Consider the following 17,991-nt stretch of genomic DNA (forward strand, 5'->3'; position numbering starts at 1 on the left):
CAAAAAAGAGCTGACAGAACTATGTTCGAACAACGCGTGAATTCTGACGTACTGACCGTTTCAACCGTAAACTCACAAGACCAGGTGACTCAAAAGCCTCTGCGTGACTCGGTAAAACAAGCACTTAAGGGCTATTTTGCTCAACTGAACGGTCAGGACGTGAATGACCTGTATGAGTTGGTTTTGGCTGAAGTTGAACAGCCACTGTTGGACATGGTGATGCAGTACACCCGTGGCAACCAGACTCGTGCGGCCCTGATGATGGGTATCAACCGCGGTACGCTGCGTAAGAAACTGAAAAAATACGGCATGAACTGATACTAATCAGTCGTTGTCTTGAAAAGGCGCTTTTCCGCAAGGGGAGCGCCTTTTTTGTTTATATCCGCGTAAGAATTCTGCTTGTCATATCCGCTCAAAACTTAACCCAGATCAATCGCAATGAGAATAATTCTCTCCCGCATTCAACGATTAAGAATTACTTTAGAGTGACAAAAAAATCATCTCTGGGGAGTGGCAATCAATGAAGCAACTTTATACGCGTTTTACCGCCGCGCTGAATAAGCCTGATCTGGCAATTCTGCTGTTACGTATCACCTACGGGCTGCTGATTTTTCATGGCTGGCATAAGTTGCACGACGGACTGGGTGGCATTCAGGGGATGCTGGCGGGTTATGGCATTCCAGCATTCGTGGCGTATGGCGTGATCATCGGCGAGGTGATTGCCCCGATCATGATGATACTGGGGATCTTCACCCGTCTGGCGGCGCTTTCTGCCGCTGCCACCATGGTTGTCGCCTGGTTGATGGTTGGGGTTCACCATACGTTCGCGCTGTCACCGGTCGGTGCATGGGCGATTGAAGATATTGTTTACTACTTTATGGCCGCTATTGTCATTGCGCTTTACGGCAGTGGCCGTTACTCGGTGATGAGCAATCCGCTGTATCGATAAGCCGGTTTGCGGCATACCTTTTCACCAAAGTATGTCGCTCTCCCACCCCGGTCTGAGCGCTTTATCAACGGTAAAGCCCTGCTTTGCGTGGTGTTTTAAAATGGTCTTTTAAATCATCCAAAATTGGATGCAAATTCGCGTAATTATCAGAAAATTACCCTCTCCGGAACGATGATAGAACATGTTATACTTTCCGTAAGAGTCGTATTCGCCCGCTCAACGCCTACGGACAGCCCTTCAGCTTCGCGATCCCGTCTTCTCAATGTACCGTCTGTTAATGTAAAAGTTTCGTCAATTGGCGGCTTTTATAAAACATTGCCAGACATGTGTTGTCCCACTCTTTGCAGGATAATCCGTACCGCGCCGCGCTATTCGCCATGCGTTACACCGGTTTTTTTATGCAGATGATTAGGCATTTATGACATCTCCACGATTTCAGGCTTCGTTTTTACATCCACGCTACTGGCTGACCTGGTTCGGTCTCGGCATTCTGTTTCTTCTGGTTCAGCTTCCTTATCCGGTCTTATACCGGTTAGGCGTTTGGCTTGGCCGTACTTCCATGCGTTTTCTGAAACGCCGCGTGTCGATCACCCGCCGCAACCTGCAATTATGTTTCCCTGATCTCACGCCAAAACAGGTAGAAGCCAGAATTGTCAGCAACTTTGAATCTCTTGGCATGGGCTTACTTGAAACCGGCATGGCCTGGTTCTGGTCAGACGCCCGTGTTAAACGCTGGTTTGACGTCAGCGGTCTGCACAATCTGAAAAAGGCGCAGGAAAACAATCAGGGCGTACTGGTTATCGGCGTACATTTTATGTCGCTGGAACTGGGTGGCCGTGCGATGGGGTTATGTCAGCCGATGATGGCGATGTACCGTCCGCATAACAATAAAGCGATGGAATTCGTGCAGACCTGGGGTCGTATGCGTTCTAACAAAGCGATGCTGGATCGCAAAGATTTACGCGGCATGGTTCATGCGCTGAAAAAGGGCGAAGCCGTCTGGTTTGCACCAGATCAGGACTACGGCCCGCGCGGCAGTGTGTTTGCCCCGCTGTTTGCCGTTGATGAAGCGGCCACTACCAGCGGCACTTACATGCTGGCACGTCTGGCAAAACCTGCGTTAATAACCGTGGTCCTGGTGCGTAAACCGGCCGGTAAAGGTTATGACCTGGTGATTCAGCCGGCGTTACAGGATTACCCTATCGATGACGAACTGGCCGCGGCGGCTTACATGAACCGCGTCATTGAAACCGAAATTATGCGCGCGCCAGACCAGTATCTCTGGCTCCATCGCCGCTTTAAAACCCGCCCGGCGGGCACGCCTTCGCTCTACCTGTAGACGTGATAACTACATCAAGCCCGATGCCACCGCGTCGGGCTTTTTATTTGAACAACATCTGATAAGAGACCGGTAATCCTCATGGCTAAAAAATCCGACGCTGCGCCTTCCATTTTTGATCACCTTAAAGATGACGACAGTTTTGACCTCTGGGGACGTTCGAGCCTCAGCACCGCGCTTAACAAAACCAAGCCTAAGACGCCGGATAACGACCAAATCGCCGCAGCCCGTAAACTGATCAATGGCAGTAAAGATCAGGCGGAATAACATCCGCAGCGGCTTAAAATAACCCACTTCGCGTGGGTTTTTTATTGCCTGTTTAGCCGTAACGCGCCGCACTGATCAACGCCCTGCTCTAAATAAATCCTTCCTGCCGCGCCTTAATCATACGAAATGTTTCTGTTTTCGAATGATTAAGAAGCAACGAGATCTGCACTCCAAATAATAAATTCTCCGCACCCTTTTACGGCAGTCACATTGACCGCGCACTGAAACAGGGCAATACATTTCATAACGTACATCAATGTTACTGAGCAATTCCTCACTGTGACTAGATTGATGGCCGTTTTTCGATGTTGGCACTCCCCTTGCAATGACAGGTGCAGAGGGCGACGCCCCAAAACAGACAGGGTGCCCCGGCACTCACACAATAATAATTCTCAGTTTTGTCTCACAGGACGCTTTATGAAAAAAATATTGCTCTCAACGCTGATTGCCGCAGCAAGCTTCGTGACACTGGCTGGTCAGGCGCATGCCGGTACTACTCTGGACGCTGTTAAAAAGAAAGGTTTCGTACAATGCGGTATCAGCGACGGTTTACCGGGTTTCTCCTACGCTGACTCAAAAGGCAAATTCACCGGTATCGACGTAGATCTTTGCCGCGCAGTCGCCGCTGCCGTATTTGGTGACGCTGAGAAAGTAAAATACACACCGCTGACCGCCAAAGAGCGCTTCACCGCGCTGCAGTCTGGCGAAGTGGACATCCTGTCACGTAATACCACCTGGACCTCTTCCCGCGACGCGGGCATGGGAATGATCTTCGCTGGGGTCAACTACTACGACGGCATCGGCTTCCTGACGCACCAGAAAGCCGGCCTGAAAAGCGCCAAAGAGCTCGACGGCGCGACAGTCTGTCTGCAGGCCGGTACTGATACTGAGCTGAACGTCGCTGACTACTTCAAAGCCAACAAAATGACCTACACGCCGGTGACCTTCGACCGTTCTGACGAAAGTGCTAAAGCGCTGGATTCAGGCCGCTGCGACACCCTCGCCTCTGACCAGTCTCAGCTGTATGCACTGCGCATCAAACTGGGCAAACCGGATGAATTCATCGTTCTGCCGGAAGTGATTTCGAAAGAACCTCTCGGCCCGGTTGTTCGTCGTGGTGATGAAGACTGGCTGGCCGTTGTTCGCTGGTCTCTGTACGCCATGCTGAATGCTGAAGAAATGGGAGTGACCTCTGCCAACGTCGATCAGCTGGCTGCTAACCCGACTACGCCGGACATGAGCAATCTGCTGGGCAAAACAGGGACCTACGGCGCTGACCTGAAAGTCCCTAACGACTGGGTAGTGAAAATCGTTAAACAAGTCGGTAACTACGGCGAAAGCTTTGAACGCAACGTCGGTCAGGGCAGCGAGTTGAAAATCAAACGTGGTCAGAACGCCCTGTGGAATAAAGGCGGGATCCAGTACGCACCACCGGTTCGCTAAATATCCCTGGTTCCTGACGTTGAAAAGTGTTTAAGGATGCTGATGCACCGGTCGTTCCCCGGTGCATCACTTCCAGGGTTTTACCTGCAGGTCGAGGTTAATAATGTCGCAACGCCCAACCGTAAAGGCTTCGTTCTCGCTGACCAACCCGGCAGTCCGCGCCTGGATTTACCAAATTTTCGCGGTGGTGTTGCTGGTAGCCTGTCTCGGTTACCTTCTCCACAACACCATTACCAATCTGACTACACGAGGGATCACCTCGGGATTTGCGTTTCTTGAAAAAGGTGCCGGTTTCGGCATTGTTCAGCATCTCATTGATTACCAGGAAGGCGACACCTACGCCCGCGTCTTTGTCATTGGCCTGCTTAATACCCTGCTGGTTTCGGCGCTGTGCATCGTGTTCGCATCGATTCTCGGTTTCATTATTGGATTAGGACGCCTCTCCGATAACTGGCTGATTCGCAAAGTCTCGACGGTGTATATTGAGACGTTCCGTAATATTCCCCCGCTGCTGCAAATCTTCTTCTGGTATTTCGCGGTACTGCGTAACCTGCCAGGCCCGCGTCAAAGTCTCAATGCATTTGATCTGGCCTTCGTCAGCAACCGCGGTTTATACCTGCCGTCGCCGGAACTATCGCCAGGCAGTCTGGCCGGTTTCATCGCCCTGCTGCTGGCCGTTTTTGGGATTTTCGCCCTCAAGCGTTACAACCATTTTCGTCAGATTCACACTGGCCGCGTCTGGCATATCTGGCCCTGGGCTGTGCTGATGCTGCTGGTTTTCCCGGCTCTCGCACACCTGTTCTTCGGGCCTGCGGTGCATTGGGACGTACCTGCCCTGCGCGGATTTAACTTCCGTGGCGGCATGGTGCTGATACCTGAGTTGGCGGCGTTAACGCTGGCGCTGTCGGTCTACACCTCGACGTTTATCGCCGAAGTGATCCGCTCCGGTATTCAGTCGGTATCGCACGGTCAGCATGAAGCCGCCCGTTCTCTCGGCCTGCCGAATCCGGTCACGCTGCGTCAGGTCATTTTACCGCAGGCGATGCGGGTCATCATTCCCCCGCTGACCAGTCAGTACCTGAATATCGTCAAAAACTCCTCGCTGGCTGCCGCTATCGGTTATCCGGATATGGTGTCGCTGTTTGCCGGTACGGTGCTCAATCAGACCGGTCAGGCGATTGAAACCATCGCCATTACCATGTCGGTTTACCTGATCATCAGCCTGCTGATCTCGTTCCTGATGAACATTTATAACCGGCGTATTGCGCTGGTCGAGCGTTAAGGGAAACTCATGACGATGACAACACTTCCTCCGGGAGTCAGAGCCGTGAAGCCCGGCACGCCGCTGGGGACTGCCGTGCTGTGGGCGCGCAAAAATCTGTTTTCGAGCTGGTTCAACAGCCTGCTGACGGTATTTTGTTTGTGGCTGATGTGGCTGGTGATCCCTCCGATGCTCAACTGGATTGTCTTCCAGGCAAACTGGGTGGGTACCACGCGCGCAGACTGTACCAAAGCCGGTGCGTGCTGGGTCTTTGTGCATCAGCGCTTCGGACAGTTTATGTACGGCCTGTATCCGGGCGATCAGCGCTGGCGCATCAACCTCACGCTGATTGTCGGGCTGCTGACTCTTGCGCCGATCTTCTTTAAAGCGATGCCGCGTCGCGGACGTTATATCGCGGTATGGATCGTCCTCTTTCCGATCTTCACCTGGTTCATGCTTTATGGCGGATTCTTTGGTCTCAGCCGCGTCGAAACCCGCCAGTGGGGCGGCCTGACGCTGACGCTTATCATTGCCGCCGTGGGTATCGCCGGGGCGTTACCGCTGGGGATTTTGCTGGCGCTGGCGCGACGTTCGCGTCTGCCGATCGTCCGCATCCTGTCGGTGATTTTCATCGAGTTCTGGCGTGGCGTGCCGCTCATCACCGTGCTGTTCATGTCCTCGGTCATGCTGCCGCTGTTCATGACCGAAGGAACTAACATCGACAAACTGGTGCGCGCACTGGTGGGTGTGGTGCTGTTCCAGTCGGCGTATGTCGCGGAAGTGGTACGCGGTGGTTTACAGGCGCTGCCTAAAGGGCAGACCGAAGCTGCTGAATCTCTGGCGCTGGGCTACTGGAGGACGCAGGGATTAGTCATTCTGCCGCAGGCGTTGAAAATGGTAATACCGGGTCTGGTCAATACCATTATCGCCCTGTTTAAAGACACCAGCCTGGTGATCATCATCGGCCTGTTTGATTTGTTCAGCAGCGTACAGCAAGCCACCGTCGACCCTGAGTGGCTCGGTATGTCGACCGAAGGCTACGTCTTCGCCGCCGCCGTTTATTGGATTTTCTGTTTTAGCATGTCGCGTTATAGCCAGCATTTGGAAAGACGCTTTCACACCGGACGTTCCGCACACTGAGGTAAACCATGAGCGACCATCAAGTCACTGAAAACCAAAATATGATGATCACGCTGGAAAACGTGAATAAGTGGTACGGACAGTTCCACGTATTGAAAGACATCAATCTGAGCGTCAAACCGCGCGAGCGCATTGTGCTGTGTGGCCCGTCCGGTTCCGGTAAATCAACGACCATTCGTTGCATCAACCATCTGGAAGAGCATCAGCAGGGCCGCATCATCGTTGACGGCACGGAGCTCAACGATGATCTGCGTAACATCGAACGCGTACGCACGGAAGTCGGCATGGTGTTCCAGCACTTCAATCTGTTCCCGCATCTGACCGTGTTGCAAAACTGCACGCTGGCGCCGTGCTGGGTACGTAAGATGCCCAAGAAAGAGGCGGAAGAACTGGCGATGCATTATCTCAAACGCGTGCGCATTGCCGAGCACGCCCACAAGTTCCCCGGCCAGCTTTCCGGCGGCCAGCAACAGCGCGTTGCCATCGCCCGTTCGCTGTGTATGAAGCCGAAGATCATGTTGTTCGACGAACCGACGTCCGCGCTGGATCCGGAAATGGTAAAAGAAGTCTTAGACACTATGATCGGGTTAGCAGAAGAAGGCATGACAATGTTATGCGTGACGCATGAGATGGGATTTGCGCGGACTGTCGCTGATCGCGTGATCTTTATGGATCGCGGGGAGATCGTGGAGGAAGCGCCACCGCTGGAGTTCTTTGCGAATCCTAAATCTGCGAGAACCCGGGAGTTCTTATCGCAGGTTATTCATTAACGTTAAACGCCGGGGCGGTGTTTAATCGCGCCAATTTTAAGAAGAGTAGTGGCTGCCGCCGACCCGTGACGCGGGTTTGGGCGGCAGCCGAAGAATTTGCCCTTTACATAAGACACGGGGGATCGCTACCACATCAAGATCCCAATCGCTGGCGCCATCACCACCGTCACGACTCCCGCCAACATCATCACCAGACTCGCCACAACGCCCTCCTCAGCCCCCAGTTCATACGCCCGTGCAGTCCCGGCGCCATGGGATGCTGCGCCAAACCCGGCACCTTTCGCCAGCCCGCTTTTCACCGCCAGTCGCAGGAACAACATATCCCCGACGGCCATACCGAATACGCCGGTGATCACGACAAACAGCGCCACCAGATCCGGTTGCCCGCCCATTTGTTTTGCCGCAGCCAGCGCGAACGGCGTGGTAATCGAACGCACCGCCAGACTGCGCTGAATTTCTTCCGGCAGCGTCAGCATTCTCGCCAGCCAGACCGAACTGCTGACTGCCACGACGATAGCCGTCAGCACGCCCGCACTGAGCGACATCCAGTGACGACGGATCACCGCCATGTTTTCATATACTGGCACCGCGAAGGCGATCGTTGACGGCCCGAGCAGCCACAGCAGCCAGTGGGTTTCACCGATATAATCCTGATACGACGTGTGCGTCGCGACCAGCAACACCACCAGCACGATCGGCGTGAACACCAGCGGCATCAGCAGCAACGTGCGGCGCTGGCGGTAAAGTTTTTTATTGGCGTAGTACAGGCCAAGCGTGATGACAAAACACATAATACTGATGAGCAGATCAGTCACGGGATGCCTTCCTCGCCGCCAGACGCTGTTCCAGCCGGTAAACCCGATCGACAACTAACGCCGTTGCGCCGAGTGTCAGCACAGTGCTGATGCCAATCACCAGAAAAATTTTCCAGCCCTCGATCATCAGCAACTGCGCGTAATTCACTACCGCGACCACCGCGGGCACGAAGAACAGCAGCATTTCCGCCAGCAACCAGCGCGAACCGGCCTTCACCCATTTTAGTGGTAACACACGGCACATAATCAGCAGCAAAAGCATCAGCATGCCGACAATGTTGGCGGGTAACGGCAGATGCAGCGCGGTGACAAGACGATCGGCAATCACAAATAAAAGCGCATATAAAATCACCTGAACGGGGATTTGACAGCGGATCAGCAGGGACGGCGCTTTAGTGCGCAACGCCAACAACATGGGAACGACCTCGAAAGGCGAAATAAGAGAAGAAATGAAGTATACGCTGGCAGGAAACCGGTAAAGAAATGAATTAAAATCATAAAAATGATTCCAAAACGGAATACTCAAAGATGGACGTTCGTACGCTACGTTATTTCGTCGAAGTGGTCCGCCAGCAAAGCTTCACCCGTGCGGCGGAAAAGCTGTTCGTCACCCAACCGACTATCAGCAAAATGCTGCGGCATCTGGAAGAAGAGCTGGAATGCACACTGATTGTCCGTGAAGGGCGGCGCTTACGCCTGACCGACAGCGGTCAGGCGCTTTATCAGCGCGGGCTGAATATCCTCGAAGAGTTTCGGCAACTGGAGGCCGAACTCGAGGACATTAACGCCTTGAAATCAGGCCACCTGCGGCTGGGCATTCCGCCGATGGTTGGCACACAGATCGCACCGCTGATCGGCAGTTTCCGCCAGCAATATCCGGGCATCGAACTGGTCATCTCCGAATTTGGCGGGCTGACCGTGCAACAGGCGGTGATTTCCGGCGAACTGGATCTGGCACTTACCGCCCTGCCCGCCGATGCCGTCCCCTCTATCGCGTCGCTTCTCCTCTTCAGCCATCCGCTGTGCGTAGTGGTGCCACGTACGCCGCACTGGCAGAACCGCGCCAGCATCGCCCTTAGCGAGCTGTCGGAAGAAAGCATCCTGATTTACAACGAAGATTTCGCGCTTTACCGGCAACTGATGGACGCCTTTGCTGCGCAAGGTTTCATTCCGAAAATCGCCGCCCGCAGCGGGCAATGGGACTTCCTGGCTGCGATGGTGCAAACCGGCATGGGTGTCGCAATCCTGCCCGAACCCATCTGTCAGCGATTGGATAAAAACGTGCTGATGTGGCTGCCGCTGGTGCCCTTGATGCCGTGGCAACTCGGCCTAATCTGGCACGACGGCAGTTACCTTTCCAACAGCGCACAGGCATGGATTACGCTGTGTCGGGATTACTGGAAACCGGCGCAACACGGATAAAAATGAAAAAACCCGCTCAAGGCGGGTTTTTTATCACTATCACTTATCTGCTCAGGCTCAGGCCTTCATCGCTGTCGTAAATGTTAGTGCAATTATCGGCAATTAAAGCGCGACAACGTTTACTGCTGACGGGCCTTTCGCGCCGTTCTCGATAGAGAACTCCACTTTTTGGCCTTCGTCTAAGGTTTTAAAATCGCTGCTCTGAATGGCGGAGAAGTGTACGAACACGTCCTTGCTACCGTCTTCAGGAGTGATGAAGCCGAAGCCTTTTTCAGGGTTAAACCATTTTACTAAACCAGTAATTTTATTAGACATAGATACTTCCTTTCATTTTTTTGAGCCGCTTATGCAGCAAAGATGGCCTGTTTTGCAGAGTTTTACTTATTGGGCACTTAGGAGGAGGCTCATGAAGAAGGGGTATCTAGGATAACGCTTGAAATGAGGACTGCTTTACTAAAACTGCTTTCATAAGGTCTGTGTTCCAAACCGATGCCATCATAATAGGCTTGGTTTGATTTTTTAAGCAAGGATTAATTTTTGATTAATAATTAGGCAGATAGCGGCGAAGCATTAAAAAAGGGGGAGGATAGAGGGAAATTCAGTGTTGATGCATAAACAATAAAAGCCCTGACCATTGCAGTCAGGGCTTTTAAGGTACTACGAACTTAAGATTTAACATTAATGGACTTACTGATTATTACTGCTCATGGTACTGCTTTTAAATGCACACGTTCACTAAGATAATATCGGGTTAATACTAACTAAAACCTCCCTCTATTTCCCGTTTAAACTACACCACTCTAATAATACAACTCGAGAATGGCACCTTAAACAAGTACATTTCCCCTCGCGACATATATTTTTGATGCATGGCCTTACTTTCGTTGCGATGACTTAACCAAAAAATCCTAAAACCCATATCGCAAACAATCACTCTTTGTATCATGGCCTTACATCGTCGCGCTAACGTCACTACTTTGCGATTTGATATATCAACTACAGAGCCTTAAAGCATTGCCGATTTAAGATTTTAAACTTCTCTTAACCTCGGACATCCCATACAAAAACACTTCGTGGCCTTTATCGCAAATAACACTTTACACTTATCCAAAACTAATCAACTACAACTCAACTTCAACAGCAAACTCCTATAACGCCGCTGTTGATGGCTAATTTACGGATTTTTAAAACAGTGTCAATACTGTTTTTAATAACATGTTTTAATACACATGTTATTAAAAACAGCATGCGCTAATCGTTGCGCTTTAAGATGTTGCTTATTCCTTTATCCCTGGAATGCGCCATTGAAGCTAATGGCGCAGGCAGGCCACGAAGTATCACTAGCACAGGTGATAGCCCGCTTGCTAAAGCGGGCTTTTTACACTCATCTGGCGGACGTTACACTTCTTTTTCCACGAGGAGAGCTTCCAGCAAATCGAGGTCGTGCAGCAGTTTTTGCAGCGTCTCGTTGCTGATTTTCTGCGTGGCGCGCAGGTGATACAGCTCGCCACGCTCAGCGCGCAGCGCGGTCAGGCGGAAACGTCGCTCCAGGTTTTCCAGCTTCAGTGCGGTTTCCATGTCATCACGGTTCGCCGTCCTTCGCCGCAGAGTCCCGATCACCCGCGAACTGATTTCCTTCAGCGTCTGTTCATCAATGTTCTCTTCGGTATCGGCCGCCAGACGTTCTTCCATCTTATGCAGGCTTTCGATCGCCACTTCCGCCGCAATGGATTTCGCCATGCGCTCTTCTTCGCGATACGCCGAGCCATCGGCGACAACCACGCCTTTGAGCAGGAACGGCAAGGCAATCACACCGGCAATTAACGAGAACAGAATGACGCCGGTCGCCAGAAAGACCAGCTGATAGCGCGACGGGAAGGCAGAACCATCGGCCAGGAACAGCGGAATCGACAGCACACCAGCAAGAGTAATGGCCCCACGCACACCAGCAAACGAGGCCACCCACAGCTCACGCGTACTGTAGCTGCCGAACAGCAGCGGTTTCTTTTTCAGGAAACGGTTACTGAAGTTCTTCATCACCCACAGCCAGACGAAACGCAGGATCAGCAGCGCGAAGTAGATAATCCCGACGTCGGCGAACAGGTGCCAGGTCACGATAGACGGATCATGCGTTGCCTGATCGATCGAGTTTTCCAGAATGCCCGGCAGTTGCAGGCCCAGCATGATAAACACCATGCCGTTGAACACAAACTCAAGCATCGCCCAGACGCTGTTCGCACGCAGACGCATCGCCAGCGGCGCATTGCGGATAATACCGGACTGGCTGATCGTCATACCGGCGGCGACGGCGGCCAGAATGCCCGATACGCCGATGTGTTCGGCAATCAGATAAGACGCGAATGGCAGCAGCAGCAGGAACACGATTTGCGTCGCCGGGTCATCTCCGCTCCAGCGGCTCATGATGCGCAGCGATTTACTGTACAACCACGTCACCGCGACACCGGCCATCAGGCCGCCGATGGCGACTTTCAGGAACTCGACGCTCGCCCCACCGACAGTGAAGATCATCGTGCCCATTGCCACGGCAATGGCGAATTTCAGCGACACCAGACCGGACGCGTCATTCATCAGCGCTTCACCTTCCAGCACACTCATGATCGACTTCGGAATGCGACCCTTGCCGACAATCCCGCCCAACGCCACGGCATCGGTTGGTGACAACACGGCAGCCAGCGCAAACGCAGCAACCAGTGGAATATCCGGCACCATCATATAAATCAGATAGCCGATACCGACGACGGTGAGCAGCACCAGTACCAGCGCAAGCCCAAGTATTTCGCGCCCGTGGTGGAGGAATTCACGGGTCGGGGTTTTCCAGCCATCAGCGAACAGCAGTGGCGGAATGAAGAGGACTAAAAACAGTTCAGGGTCGAAATCCACGTGCAGACCGAAATTCGGCCAGGCCAGCAAGGCACCGACGGCGATCTGCATTAATGGAAGAGGAACCTGAAACGGCAACATTCTGGTTACGACACCGGAGAGCGACACCACCAGAATCAAAATCAGAATGGTAAAGAATATTTCCATGCTTTCCTTAGACTCTTGTTTTTATGATTTCAATCAGACAGCGTCTGACACATACAGGGGGAATAGTAGATCAAAAGAGGCGTTTTTTTAAATCAGAGCGTGCTTAAACCCGCATTTAAACGCACGGTCGGGGGCTCGTTGCTGAAGCACTGAGTCTTCAGTCTGCTCCGTTCGGCAGGATTTTTCGATCGCGCCATCTCAACATTTAAAAAAACAAAACCAGAAAATTTGCTCAACGTATTGGGTTTTCTCAAATGTTCCGAGCCGGTGAAGTTGTGACCTAAAAAGCTTTGGCCGCTTTCAAAAATCACGCCGGAGGGAGAGGTGGAAAACCGCGCGGCTTTTTTTGCGCGGGTTGTAACCCGACCGGAGGGCACCGCGCAGCGGCGAGATTTTGCGGCAATCACAGAAGCTGCTGAAACATAGCCCGTCTGCATGGCACGTGTTTGAAAAAGCGAGGAGAGTGTAGAGGGGAAAAGCTTTTCCCCTCTGCTAGTTTTACGCGCGGTAAGTTAAACGATCACCGCTATTGAGAAACCGAAAACTTCGATCAAAAATTAAGGCCGCCAAATGCCCGGCCAGGCATTAGATAGCCCATCCACCCGCATAAAACACCACCAACGCCACCGCGATGATCACCGTCCCGACGTTAAGCTTGCGCCATTCCCCCGAGAAGATACGGCCAATCACCAGCGCGCTGAAGCCCAGCATGATCCCTGTGACGATGTTACAGGTCAGCACGATAAATACCGCGCATAACAAACCCGCCATGGCATCGACAAAATCTGTGAAATCCAGCTTGTTAACGTTGCTCAGCATCAGCAGGCCGACGTACATCAGCGCTGGCGCGGTGGCATAAGCCGGCACCAGATAAGAGAGCGGAGACAGGAACAACATCAGCAGGAATAACACGCCGACAACGGTGGCCGTCAGGCCGGTTTTGCCGCCCGCTGCCGTACCTGCGGCTGACTCAATGTAAACCGCAGCGGGAGAAGCACCTACCAGTGAGGCGAAAATGCTGCTGACGGAGTCGGCTGTCAGAGCTTTACCGCCGCTGATGATCTGACCCTTTTCGTCCAGCAGATTAGCCTGCCCGGCGACTGCACGGATGGTGCCCGTGGCGTCGAAGACCGCTGTCATCACCAGCGCCAGAACGCTTGGCAAGACTGCCGCTTTCATCGCGCCCATGATGTCGAGATCGAAAATCACTGATTTGCCATCCGCGCCCGCCAGAGAAGGCATCGCGAATAAGCCCTGATATTTCACTGCCGGATCGAAAATCAGACCGATAATCGAAATCGCGATGATCACCAGAAGAATGCCGCCCGGCACGCGCAGTTTTTCAAGGCCGAAAATCACCGCCAGACCAAGCAACGTCATGACCACCGGGAAAGAGGTGAAGGCACCCAGCGCGACAGGCAAACCGTCTAAAGGATTTTTCACCACCAGGCCAACACCGTTGGCGGCTATCAGCAGCAGGAAAAGACCAATACCGATGCCTGTCCCGTGCGCAACGCCCATCGGCAAATTGCGCAATATCCACGAACGGATCCCAGTGACCGAGATAATCGTGAACAACACGCCCATCAGGAAGACCGCGCCCAGCGCAACCGGCACGCTGATGTGCTGACCGAGTACCAGACTAAACGCAGTGAACGCCGTCAGGGAGATGGCGCAACCAATCGCCAGTGGCAGATTTGCCCACAGCCCCATCAGCAGGGAACCGAAACCGGCGACCAGACAGGTCGCGACAAACACCGCGGTCGGAGAGAAACCCGCTTTGCCGAGCATCGACGGCACCACAATCACCGAATACACCATGGCCAGGAACGTCGTTAACCCGGCGATCACTTCCTGACGCACGTTACTGCCACGCGCACTGATTTTGAAATAAGCATCAAGCGGGCCCTTTGGCGCAATCGCGCGGCCCGTTTGAGGTTGTTGACTCGACATGGGAAATCCTCTGGATGTCTTTACTGAATAGCCTGCGTGGTCATTATGAAATCGTTTCTTCACGTTCGCTTCCCTGCCTGCTGCGATGAACACCGGCGAAACCGGCATCAACACCGCAGGGCAAACGTTTAACTCACATCGCGTATGGCGGGACTAAAATTTGGCGCAAACGATTATCCGGCCTCTTATACCCTCTTTTCAACTCCGTTTGCCGACAATTTACCTTTGTCCGGTCAATAAAAATGCGGATTTGCTGCAATTTCACTCCCATGGCGATTTACTGAACGGTATCGGTTGCGCACGCGGGCACGGCAATGGAGAAATCGCGGGTGGGGGAAAAGGAAGGAAAGTGGCATCAGAATTAAAAACAGACACTGAAAAAGAAGAGAGAAAACCAGAGCAGAGATCGGACAAATGAAAATCAAAAATAGCATGACTGTTTTTAAGGGTTATTTTTAGAGGCGCTCATTAAGTAAAATATTTCACTGATGAACGCCAGAAATAAAAATAACAGCAGTGTTAAAACTCAGAGGGGTTTAAAAAAGCCTAGCGCATTATCGTAAATGGCCCTCCTGTTTCCAGGGCTTTTTGATAAGCCGGGCGCGCCGTGACATTTGATAACCACGCATTCAGATGAGGATATTTACCCAGCCCGGCGCGCGCACTGATGGCTTCGACCGGGAAGCTCATCTGTATGTCAGCTGCGCTGAACTGATAACCGGCGAAATAAGGATGGGTGGCGAGATGTTGCTCGAGGTAATCCATGTGGGTCACCAGCTGCTTGTCGATGTAATTTTTCTGCACCCCCTGCCCGATAGCACCGGCCATCGGACGGATCAGCCACGGCATCGGCGGCTTACCTAATCGGCCAAATATCAGCTTCATGACCAGCAGCGGCATTAGCGAACCTTCAGCATAATGCATCCAGTAACGGTATTGCTGGCGCTCGGCAAAGGCGGCCGGTTTGAGCAGCCCTTCGGCATCATAAACTTCCTGCAAGTATTCAATGATGGCGCCCGACTCGGCAAGGATCAGCCCGTTGTCTTCCAGGACCGGTGATTTTCCCAGAGGATGCACTTTTTTAAGTGAAGCGGGCGCCAGCATAGTGGATTTATCCCGCTGATAACGCTCAATTTCATAAGGGACGCTCACTTCTTCCAGCATCCACAGAATTCGCTGTGAACGTGAATTATCCAGATGATGCACTTTAATCATAATTCTGTTCTATCCCGTGACGTTTAATTATTTGTTAACTATAGACAACAGTTTCGCTCTCTGTTTATCACGCTTTTAAAAACCACGCTGTTCGCAGGTGTAATTGTGTGGCTCTATATTTTTATTTGATTAAATTCACTTACAGATTAATCTTAATTACACGAAAAACTCTCTCGTGACTTCATTCGCGTTTAATAACTCTACTGCGATTAATGCCGAATATAAAAATAGCCTGTCGTTTTTGACCCCTGCTTGTGTGGAGCCTTACATGTTTTCCAGTAATTACAACAATGTGCTGGTGATGTTTTCATTCATTGTTGCAATGCTTGCCTCTTATACCGCGCTGGATATGGCCGGTCGGGTCGCGACCACTCAGGGAAAGGCCTCCCGTCTCTGGTTAACCGGTGGCGCCATCGCCATGGGGATCGGTGTCTGGTCGATGCATTTCATCGGAATGCTGGCATTCAATTCTACCATATCAATGGGTTACGACCCTCTGATCACCTTGCTTTCTATGCTCATCGCCATTATCTCTTCCGCCTTTGCGCTGTGGCTGGTGTGCCTGCCACAGTTGCCGATGATGCGCTTACTGGCCGGTTCGTTGCTGATGGGCGGCGGGATTGCCGCGATGCATTACACCGGTATGGCGGCGATGCGCATGATGCCCGCTATCGTATACAGCATACCGTGGGTGATGGTGTCTGTGCTGGTGGCCGTGGTGGCCTCGGGCGCGGCGCTGTGGATGGCGTTCCATTTGCGCCAGCAGTCGCCGAATGTGCGTTTGTTGCGCATCAGCGCGGCGGTGATCATGGGCACCGCAATTGTCGGAATGCACTATATCGGCATGGCTGCGGCCAGTTTCCCGCCAATGAGCCACAGCATGGCGGAGTACAGCGGCGTGGATAACAACTGGCTGGCGTTGCTGGTCATTGTCGTGACGCTGGCGATACTGGCGATCACGCTGATTATCTCGGTGCTCGATGGCCGTATGCAGGCACGCACCTCGGTGCTGGCCTCTTCGCTGGCGCAGGCCAACCGCGAGCTGACGCAACTGGCGCTGCACGACAATTTGACCAAACTGCCAAACCGTTTACTGCTTGAAGACCGCCTCGGTCAGGCGGTGCAGAAAGCGGTGCGCGAGGAATCTGAGTTTGCAGTGCTGTTTATCGATCTTGATGGTTTTAAAGCAGTGAACGACGCCTTTGGCCATCACATTGGCGATCAGTTGCTGATCTCGGTGACCGAACGCCTGCTCTCGCATGTCCGCGCATCGGATACGCTGGCGCGTCTGGGCGGTGACGAATTTGTCCTGCTGACCGAAATCACCGAGCCTACCGATGCCTCGCAGCTGGCGGATAAACTGGTGCATCTGATTGCGCGACCGTTCTACGTTTCCCGCTATGAGCTGCTGGTCTCGGCCAGTATTGGTATCGCGGTGTATCCGGGCGATGGCGAGAACGAACGTGAGCTGATGCTCAATGCCGATGCGGCGATGTACCACACCAAAAACTCCGGGCGCAACGGCCACAGCTTCTTCCAGCCGTCGATGAACGCCAATGCACAGAACCAGCTACAGATGCTTAACGATCTGCGTCTGGCTATCGAACACCACGAGCTGCGCCTGCATTATCAGCCAAAATTTATCGCGCCTTACGGGCCGGTCAGCGGTTTCGAAGCCCTGCTACGCTGGGAGCGTGATGGGAAAACCCTTAGCCCGGACGTGTTCCTGCCGCTGGCGGAAAAAACCGGTCTGATTATTCCCATCGGCGAATGGGTTTTGAATGAAGCCTGCCGCCAGCTGCGTGAATGGCACCTCCAAGGTCACACCACCTGGACGGTGGCCGTTAATCTTTCCGCGCTGCAATTTGAGCAGGCAAATCTGGTGGAGATGGTGATCGATACCGTGGAACGTCATCACATTCCACCGGCGATGCTGACGCTGGAAGTGACCGAAACCACCGCGATGCGCAACCCGGACGTCAGCGTGGCGATCCTCGAGCGTCTGACGCAGTTTGGCGTGAAGGCGTCGATTGATGATTTCGGCACCGGCTATTCGAGCCTGCTGTACCTGAAACGTTTACCGGCCAGCGAGCTGAAAATCGACGGCGCCTTTATCAACGATCTGATTGCCGGAAGCGAAGACGCCAGCATTGTCTCGGCGATTATCGCCCTCGGCCAGACGCTGAATCTGAAAGTGGTGGCCGAAGGTGTGGAAACCACCCAGCAGCAGGATTTCCTGACCCAGCTGGGCTGTGACACCCTTCAGGGTTACCTGCTCGGACGCCCGATGACGCCTGAGCAAATCGCCCGGCACCCGGATTCGGCGTGGGAGCCGCAGCTGACCATTACGCAGCAACCCTGAAGCGCTT

Annotated in this window: 18 protein-coding genes; 11 read left to right on the top strand and 7 right to left on the bottom strand. The window is 53.0% G+C overall.

Annotated elements, in window-relative coordinates; all coding sequences use genetic code 11:
- Positions 1-21: 21 nt before the first annotated feature.
- The 8 genes from fis (at position 22) to TU92_RS17165 (ending at position 7,169) form a co-directional block, all read left to right on the top strand.
- On the top strand, positions 22-318 hold the full coding sequence (gene fis, locus TU92_RS17130; RefSeq protein ID WP_004097144.1) for a DNA-binding transcriptional regulator Fis: 297 nt from the start codon (positions 22-24) through the stop codon (positions 316-318).
- A gap of 202 nt (positions 319-520) precedes the next feature.
- Complete coding sequence (locus TU92_RS17135; protein WP_112168397.1) at positions 521-949, top strand: DoxX family protein; 429 nt, start codon at positions 521-523, stop codon at positions 947-949.
- Positions 950-1,367: 418 nt separating this feature from the next.
- On the top strand, positions 1,368-2,288 hold the full coding sequence (gene lpxP, locus TU92_RS17140) for a kdo(2)-lipid IV(A) palmitoleoyltransferase (protein ID WP_112168398.1): 921 nt from the start codon (positions 1,368-1,370) through the stop codon (positions 2,286-2,288).
- An 81-nt stretch (positions 2,289-2,369) separates the two neighbouring features.
- A complete protein-coding gene (locus TU92_RS17145) occupies positions 2,370-2,555 on the top strand; it encodes a hypothetical protein (RefSeq protein ID WP_112168399.1) in 186 nt (61 codons plus the stop codon).
- Positions 2,556-2,972: 417 nt separating this feature from the next.
- The gene (locus TU92_RS17150) at positions 2,973-3,998 is read left to right on the top strand and encodes an amino acid ABC transporter substrate-binding protein (RefSeq protein ID WP_112168400.1); all 1,026 of its coding nucleotides are present in this window, start codon (positions 2,973-2,975) and stop codon (positions 3,996-3,998) included.
- A gap of 103 nt (positions 3,999-4,101) precedes the next feature.
- Positions 4,102-5,280 carry an amino acid ABC transporter permease gene (locus tag TU92_RS17155; RefSeq protein ID WP_112168401.1) on the top strand — a complete coding sequence of 393 codons (1,179 nt, stop codon included), beginning with the start codon at positions 4,102-4,104 and terminating at the stop codon, positions 5,278-5,280.
- 9 nt (positions 5,281-5,289) lie between these two features.
- Positions 5,290-6,399, top strand: coding sequence for an amino acid ABC transporter permease (locus tag TU92_RS17160; RefSeq protein WP_112168402.1), 1,110 nt, complete (start codon positions 5,290-5,292; stop codon positions 6,397-6,399).
- Between the two features lie 8 nt (positions 6,400-6,407).
- Positions 6,408-7,169 carry an amino acid ABC transporter ATP-binding protein gene (locus TU92_RS17165; RefSeq protein ID WP_112168403.1) on the top strand — a complete coding sequence of 254 codons (762 nt, stop codon included), beginning with the start codon at positions 6,408-6,410 and terminating at the stop codon, positions 7,167-7,169.
- Between the two features lie 125 nt (positions 7,170-7,294).
- Here TU92_RS17165 and TU92_RS17170 read toward each other — a convergent pair whose 3' ends face one another.
- Positions 7,295-7,984: an LrgB family protein gene (locus TU92_RS17170; protein ID WP_112168404.1), complete on the bottom strand. Its 690-nt coding sequence runs from the start codon at positions 7,982-7,984 to the stop codon at positions 7,295-7,297.
- A complete protein-coding gene (locus TU92_RS17175; protein WP_112168405.1) occupies positions 7,977-8,399 on the bottom strand; it encodes a CidA/LrgA family protein in 423 nt (140 codons plus the stop codon). The genes TU92_RS17170 and TU92_RS17175 overlap by 8 nt, the downstream gene beginning before the upstream one ends.
- 113 nt (positions 8,400-8,512) lie before the next feature.
- Here TU92_RS17175 and TU92_RS17180 point away from each other — a divergent pair, with 113 nt between their 5' ends.
- Positions 8,513-9,406 carry a LysR family transcriptional regulator gene (locus tag TU92_RS17180; protein WP_112168406.1) on the top strand — a complete coding sequence of 298 codons (894 nt, stop codon included), beginning with the start codon at positions 8,513-8,515 and terminating at the stop codon, positions 9,404-9,406.
- 102 nt (positions 9,407-9,508) lie between these two features.
- On the opposite strand, the gene cspE is transcribed toward TU92_RS17180, so the two are convergent.
- From cspE to TU92_RS17200, 4 genes are all read right to left on the bottom strand, one after another.
- Complete coding sequence (gene cspE / locus TU92_RS17185) at positions 9,509-9,721, bottom strand: transcription antiterminator/RNA stability regulator CspE (protein ID WP_112168407.1); 213 nt, start codon at positions 9,719-9,721, stop codon at positions 9,509-9,511.
- A 1,083-nt stretch (positions 9,722-10,804) separates the two neighbouring features.
- A complete protein-coding gene (locus TU92_RS17190) occupies positions 10,805-12,454 on the bottom strand; it encodes a Na+/H+ antiporter (protein ID WP_112168408.1) in 1,650 nt (549 codons plus the stop codon).
- Positions 12,455-12,546: 92 nt separating this feature from the next.
- Positions 12,547-12,891: a hypothetical protein gene (locus TU92_RS17195; protein WP_136627593.1), complete on the bottom strand. Its 345-nt coding sequence runs from the start codon at positions 12,889-12,891 to the stop codon at positions 12,547-12,549.
- Positions 12,892-13,039: 148 nt separating this feature from the next.
- On the bottom strand, positions 13,040-14,407 hold the full coding sequence (locus TU92_RS17200) for an NCS2 family permease (protein WP_112168410.1): 1,368 nt from the start codon (positions 14,405-14,407) through the stop codon (positions 13,040-13,042).
- Between the two features lie 160 nt (positions 14,408-14,567).
- Between TU92_RS17200 and TU92_RS22245 the strand changes: the two genes are divergently transcribed.
- Positions 14,568-14,825, top strand: a complete 258-nt coding sequence (locus TU92_RS22245; protein WP_136627594.1) for a hypothetical protein — start codon at positions 14,568-14,570, stop codon at positions 14,823-14,825.
- A gap of 128 nt (positions 14,826-14,953) precedes the next feature.
- Here TU92_RS22245 and TU92_RS17205 read toward each other — a convergent pair whose 3' ends face one another.
- Positions 14,954-15,622 (bottom strand): glutathione S-transferase family protein, encoded by a 669-nt coding sequence (locus TU92_RS17205; RefSeq protein ID WP_112168411.1) that lies wholly within the window; start codon positions 15,620-15,622, stop codon positions 14,954-14,956.
- Positions 15,623-15,890: 268 nt separating this feature from the next.
- On the opposite strand from TU92_RS17205, the gene TU92_RS17210 reads away from it, so the two are divergent.
- A complete protein-coding gene (locus TU92_RS17210; RefSeq protein ID WP_112168412.1) occupies positions 15,891-17,984 on the top strand; it encodes a putative bifunctional diguanylate cyclase/phosphodiesterase in 2,094 nt (697 codons plus the stop codon).
- Positions 17,985-17,991: the final 7 nt, after the last annotated feature.

It is taken from the genome of Rahnella inusitata (genome assembly GCF_003263515.1).
In the GTDB taxonomy this organism is placed as follows: Bacteria; Pseudomonadota; Gammaproteobacteria; order Enterobacterales; family Enterobacteriaceae; genus Rahnella; species Rahnella inusitata.

Coding starts and splice junctions, on each gene's coding strand:
- TU92_RS17180 (WP_112168406.1), top strand. CDS start 8,513: ATGGACGTTCGTACGCTACGTTATTTCGTCGAAGTGGTCCGCCAGCAA.
- TU92_RS17145 (WP_112168399.1), top strand. CDS start 2,370: ATGGCTAAAAAATCCGACGCTGCGCCTTCCATTTTTGATCACCTTAAA.
- TU92_RS17195 (WP_136627593.1), bottom strand. CDS start 12,891: ATGCAGACGGGCTATGTTTCAGCAGCTTCTGTGATTGCCGCAAAATCT.
- TU92_RS17150 (WP_112168400.1), top strand. CDS start 2,973: ATGAAAAAAATATTGCTCTCAACGCTGATTGCCGCAGCAAGCTTCGTG.
- TU92_RS17205 (WP_112168411.1), bottom strand. CDS start 15,622: ATGATTAAAGTGCATCATCTGGATAATTCACGTTCACAGCGAATTCTG.
- TU92_RS17175 (WP_112168405.1), bottom strand. CDS start 8,399: ATGTTGTTGGCGTTGCGCACTAAAGCGCCGTCCCTGCTGATCCGCTGT.
- TU92_RS17190 (WP_112168408.1), bottom strand. CDS start 12,454: ATGGAAATATTCTTTACCATTCTGATTTTGATTCTGGTGGTGTCGCTC.
- cspE (WP_112168407.1), bottom strand. CDS start 9,721: ATGTCTAATAAAATTACTGGTTTAGTAAAATGGTTTAACCCTGAAAAA.
- TU92_RS17210 (WP_112168412.1), top strand. CDS start 15,891: ATGTTTTCCAGTAATTACAACAATGTGCTGGTGATGTTTTCATTCATT.
- fis (WP_004097144.1), top strand. CDS start 22: ATGTTCGAACAACGCGTGAATTCTGACGTACTGACCGTTTCAACCGTA.
- TU92_RS17160 (WP_112168402.1), top strand. CDS start 5,290: ATGACGATGACAACACTTCCTCCGGGAGTCAGAGCCGTGAAGCCCGGC.
- TU92_RS17135 (WP_112168397.1), top strand. CDS start 521: ATGAAGCAACTTTATACGCGTTTTACCGCCGCGCTGAATAAGCCTGAT.
- TU92_RS17200 (WP_112168410.1), bottom strand. CDS start 14,407: ATGTCGAGTCAACAACCTCAAACGGGCCGCGCGATTGCGCCAAAGGGC.
- lpxP (WP_112168398.1), top strand. CDS start 1,368: ATGACATCTCCACGATTTCAGGCTTCGTTTTTACATCCACGCTACTGG.
- TU92_RS17155 (WP_112168401.1), top strand. CDS start 4,102: ATGTCGCAACGCCCAACCGTAAAGGCTTCGTTCTCGCTGACCAACCCG.
- TU92_RS17165 (WP_112168403.1), top strand. CDS start 6,408: ATGAGCGACCATCAAGTCACTGAAAACCAAAATATGATGATCACGCTG.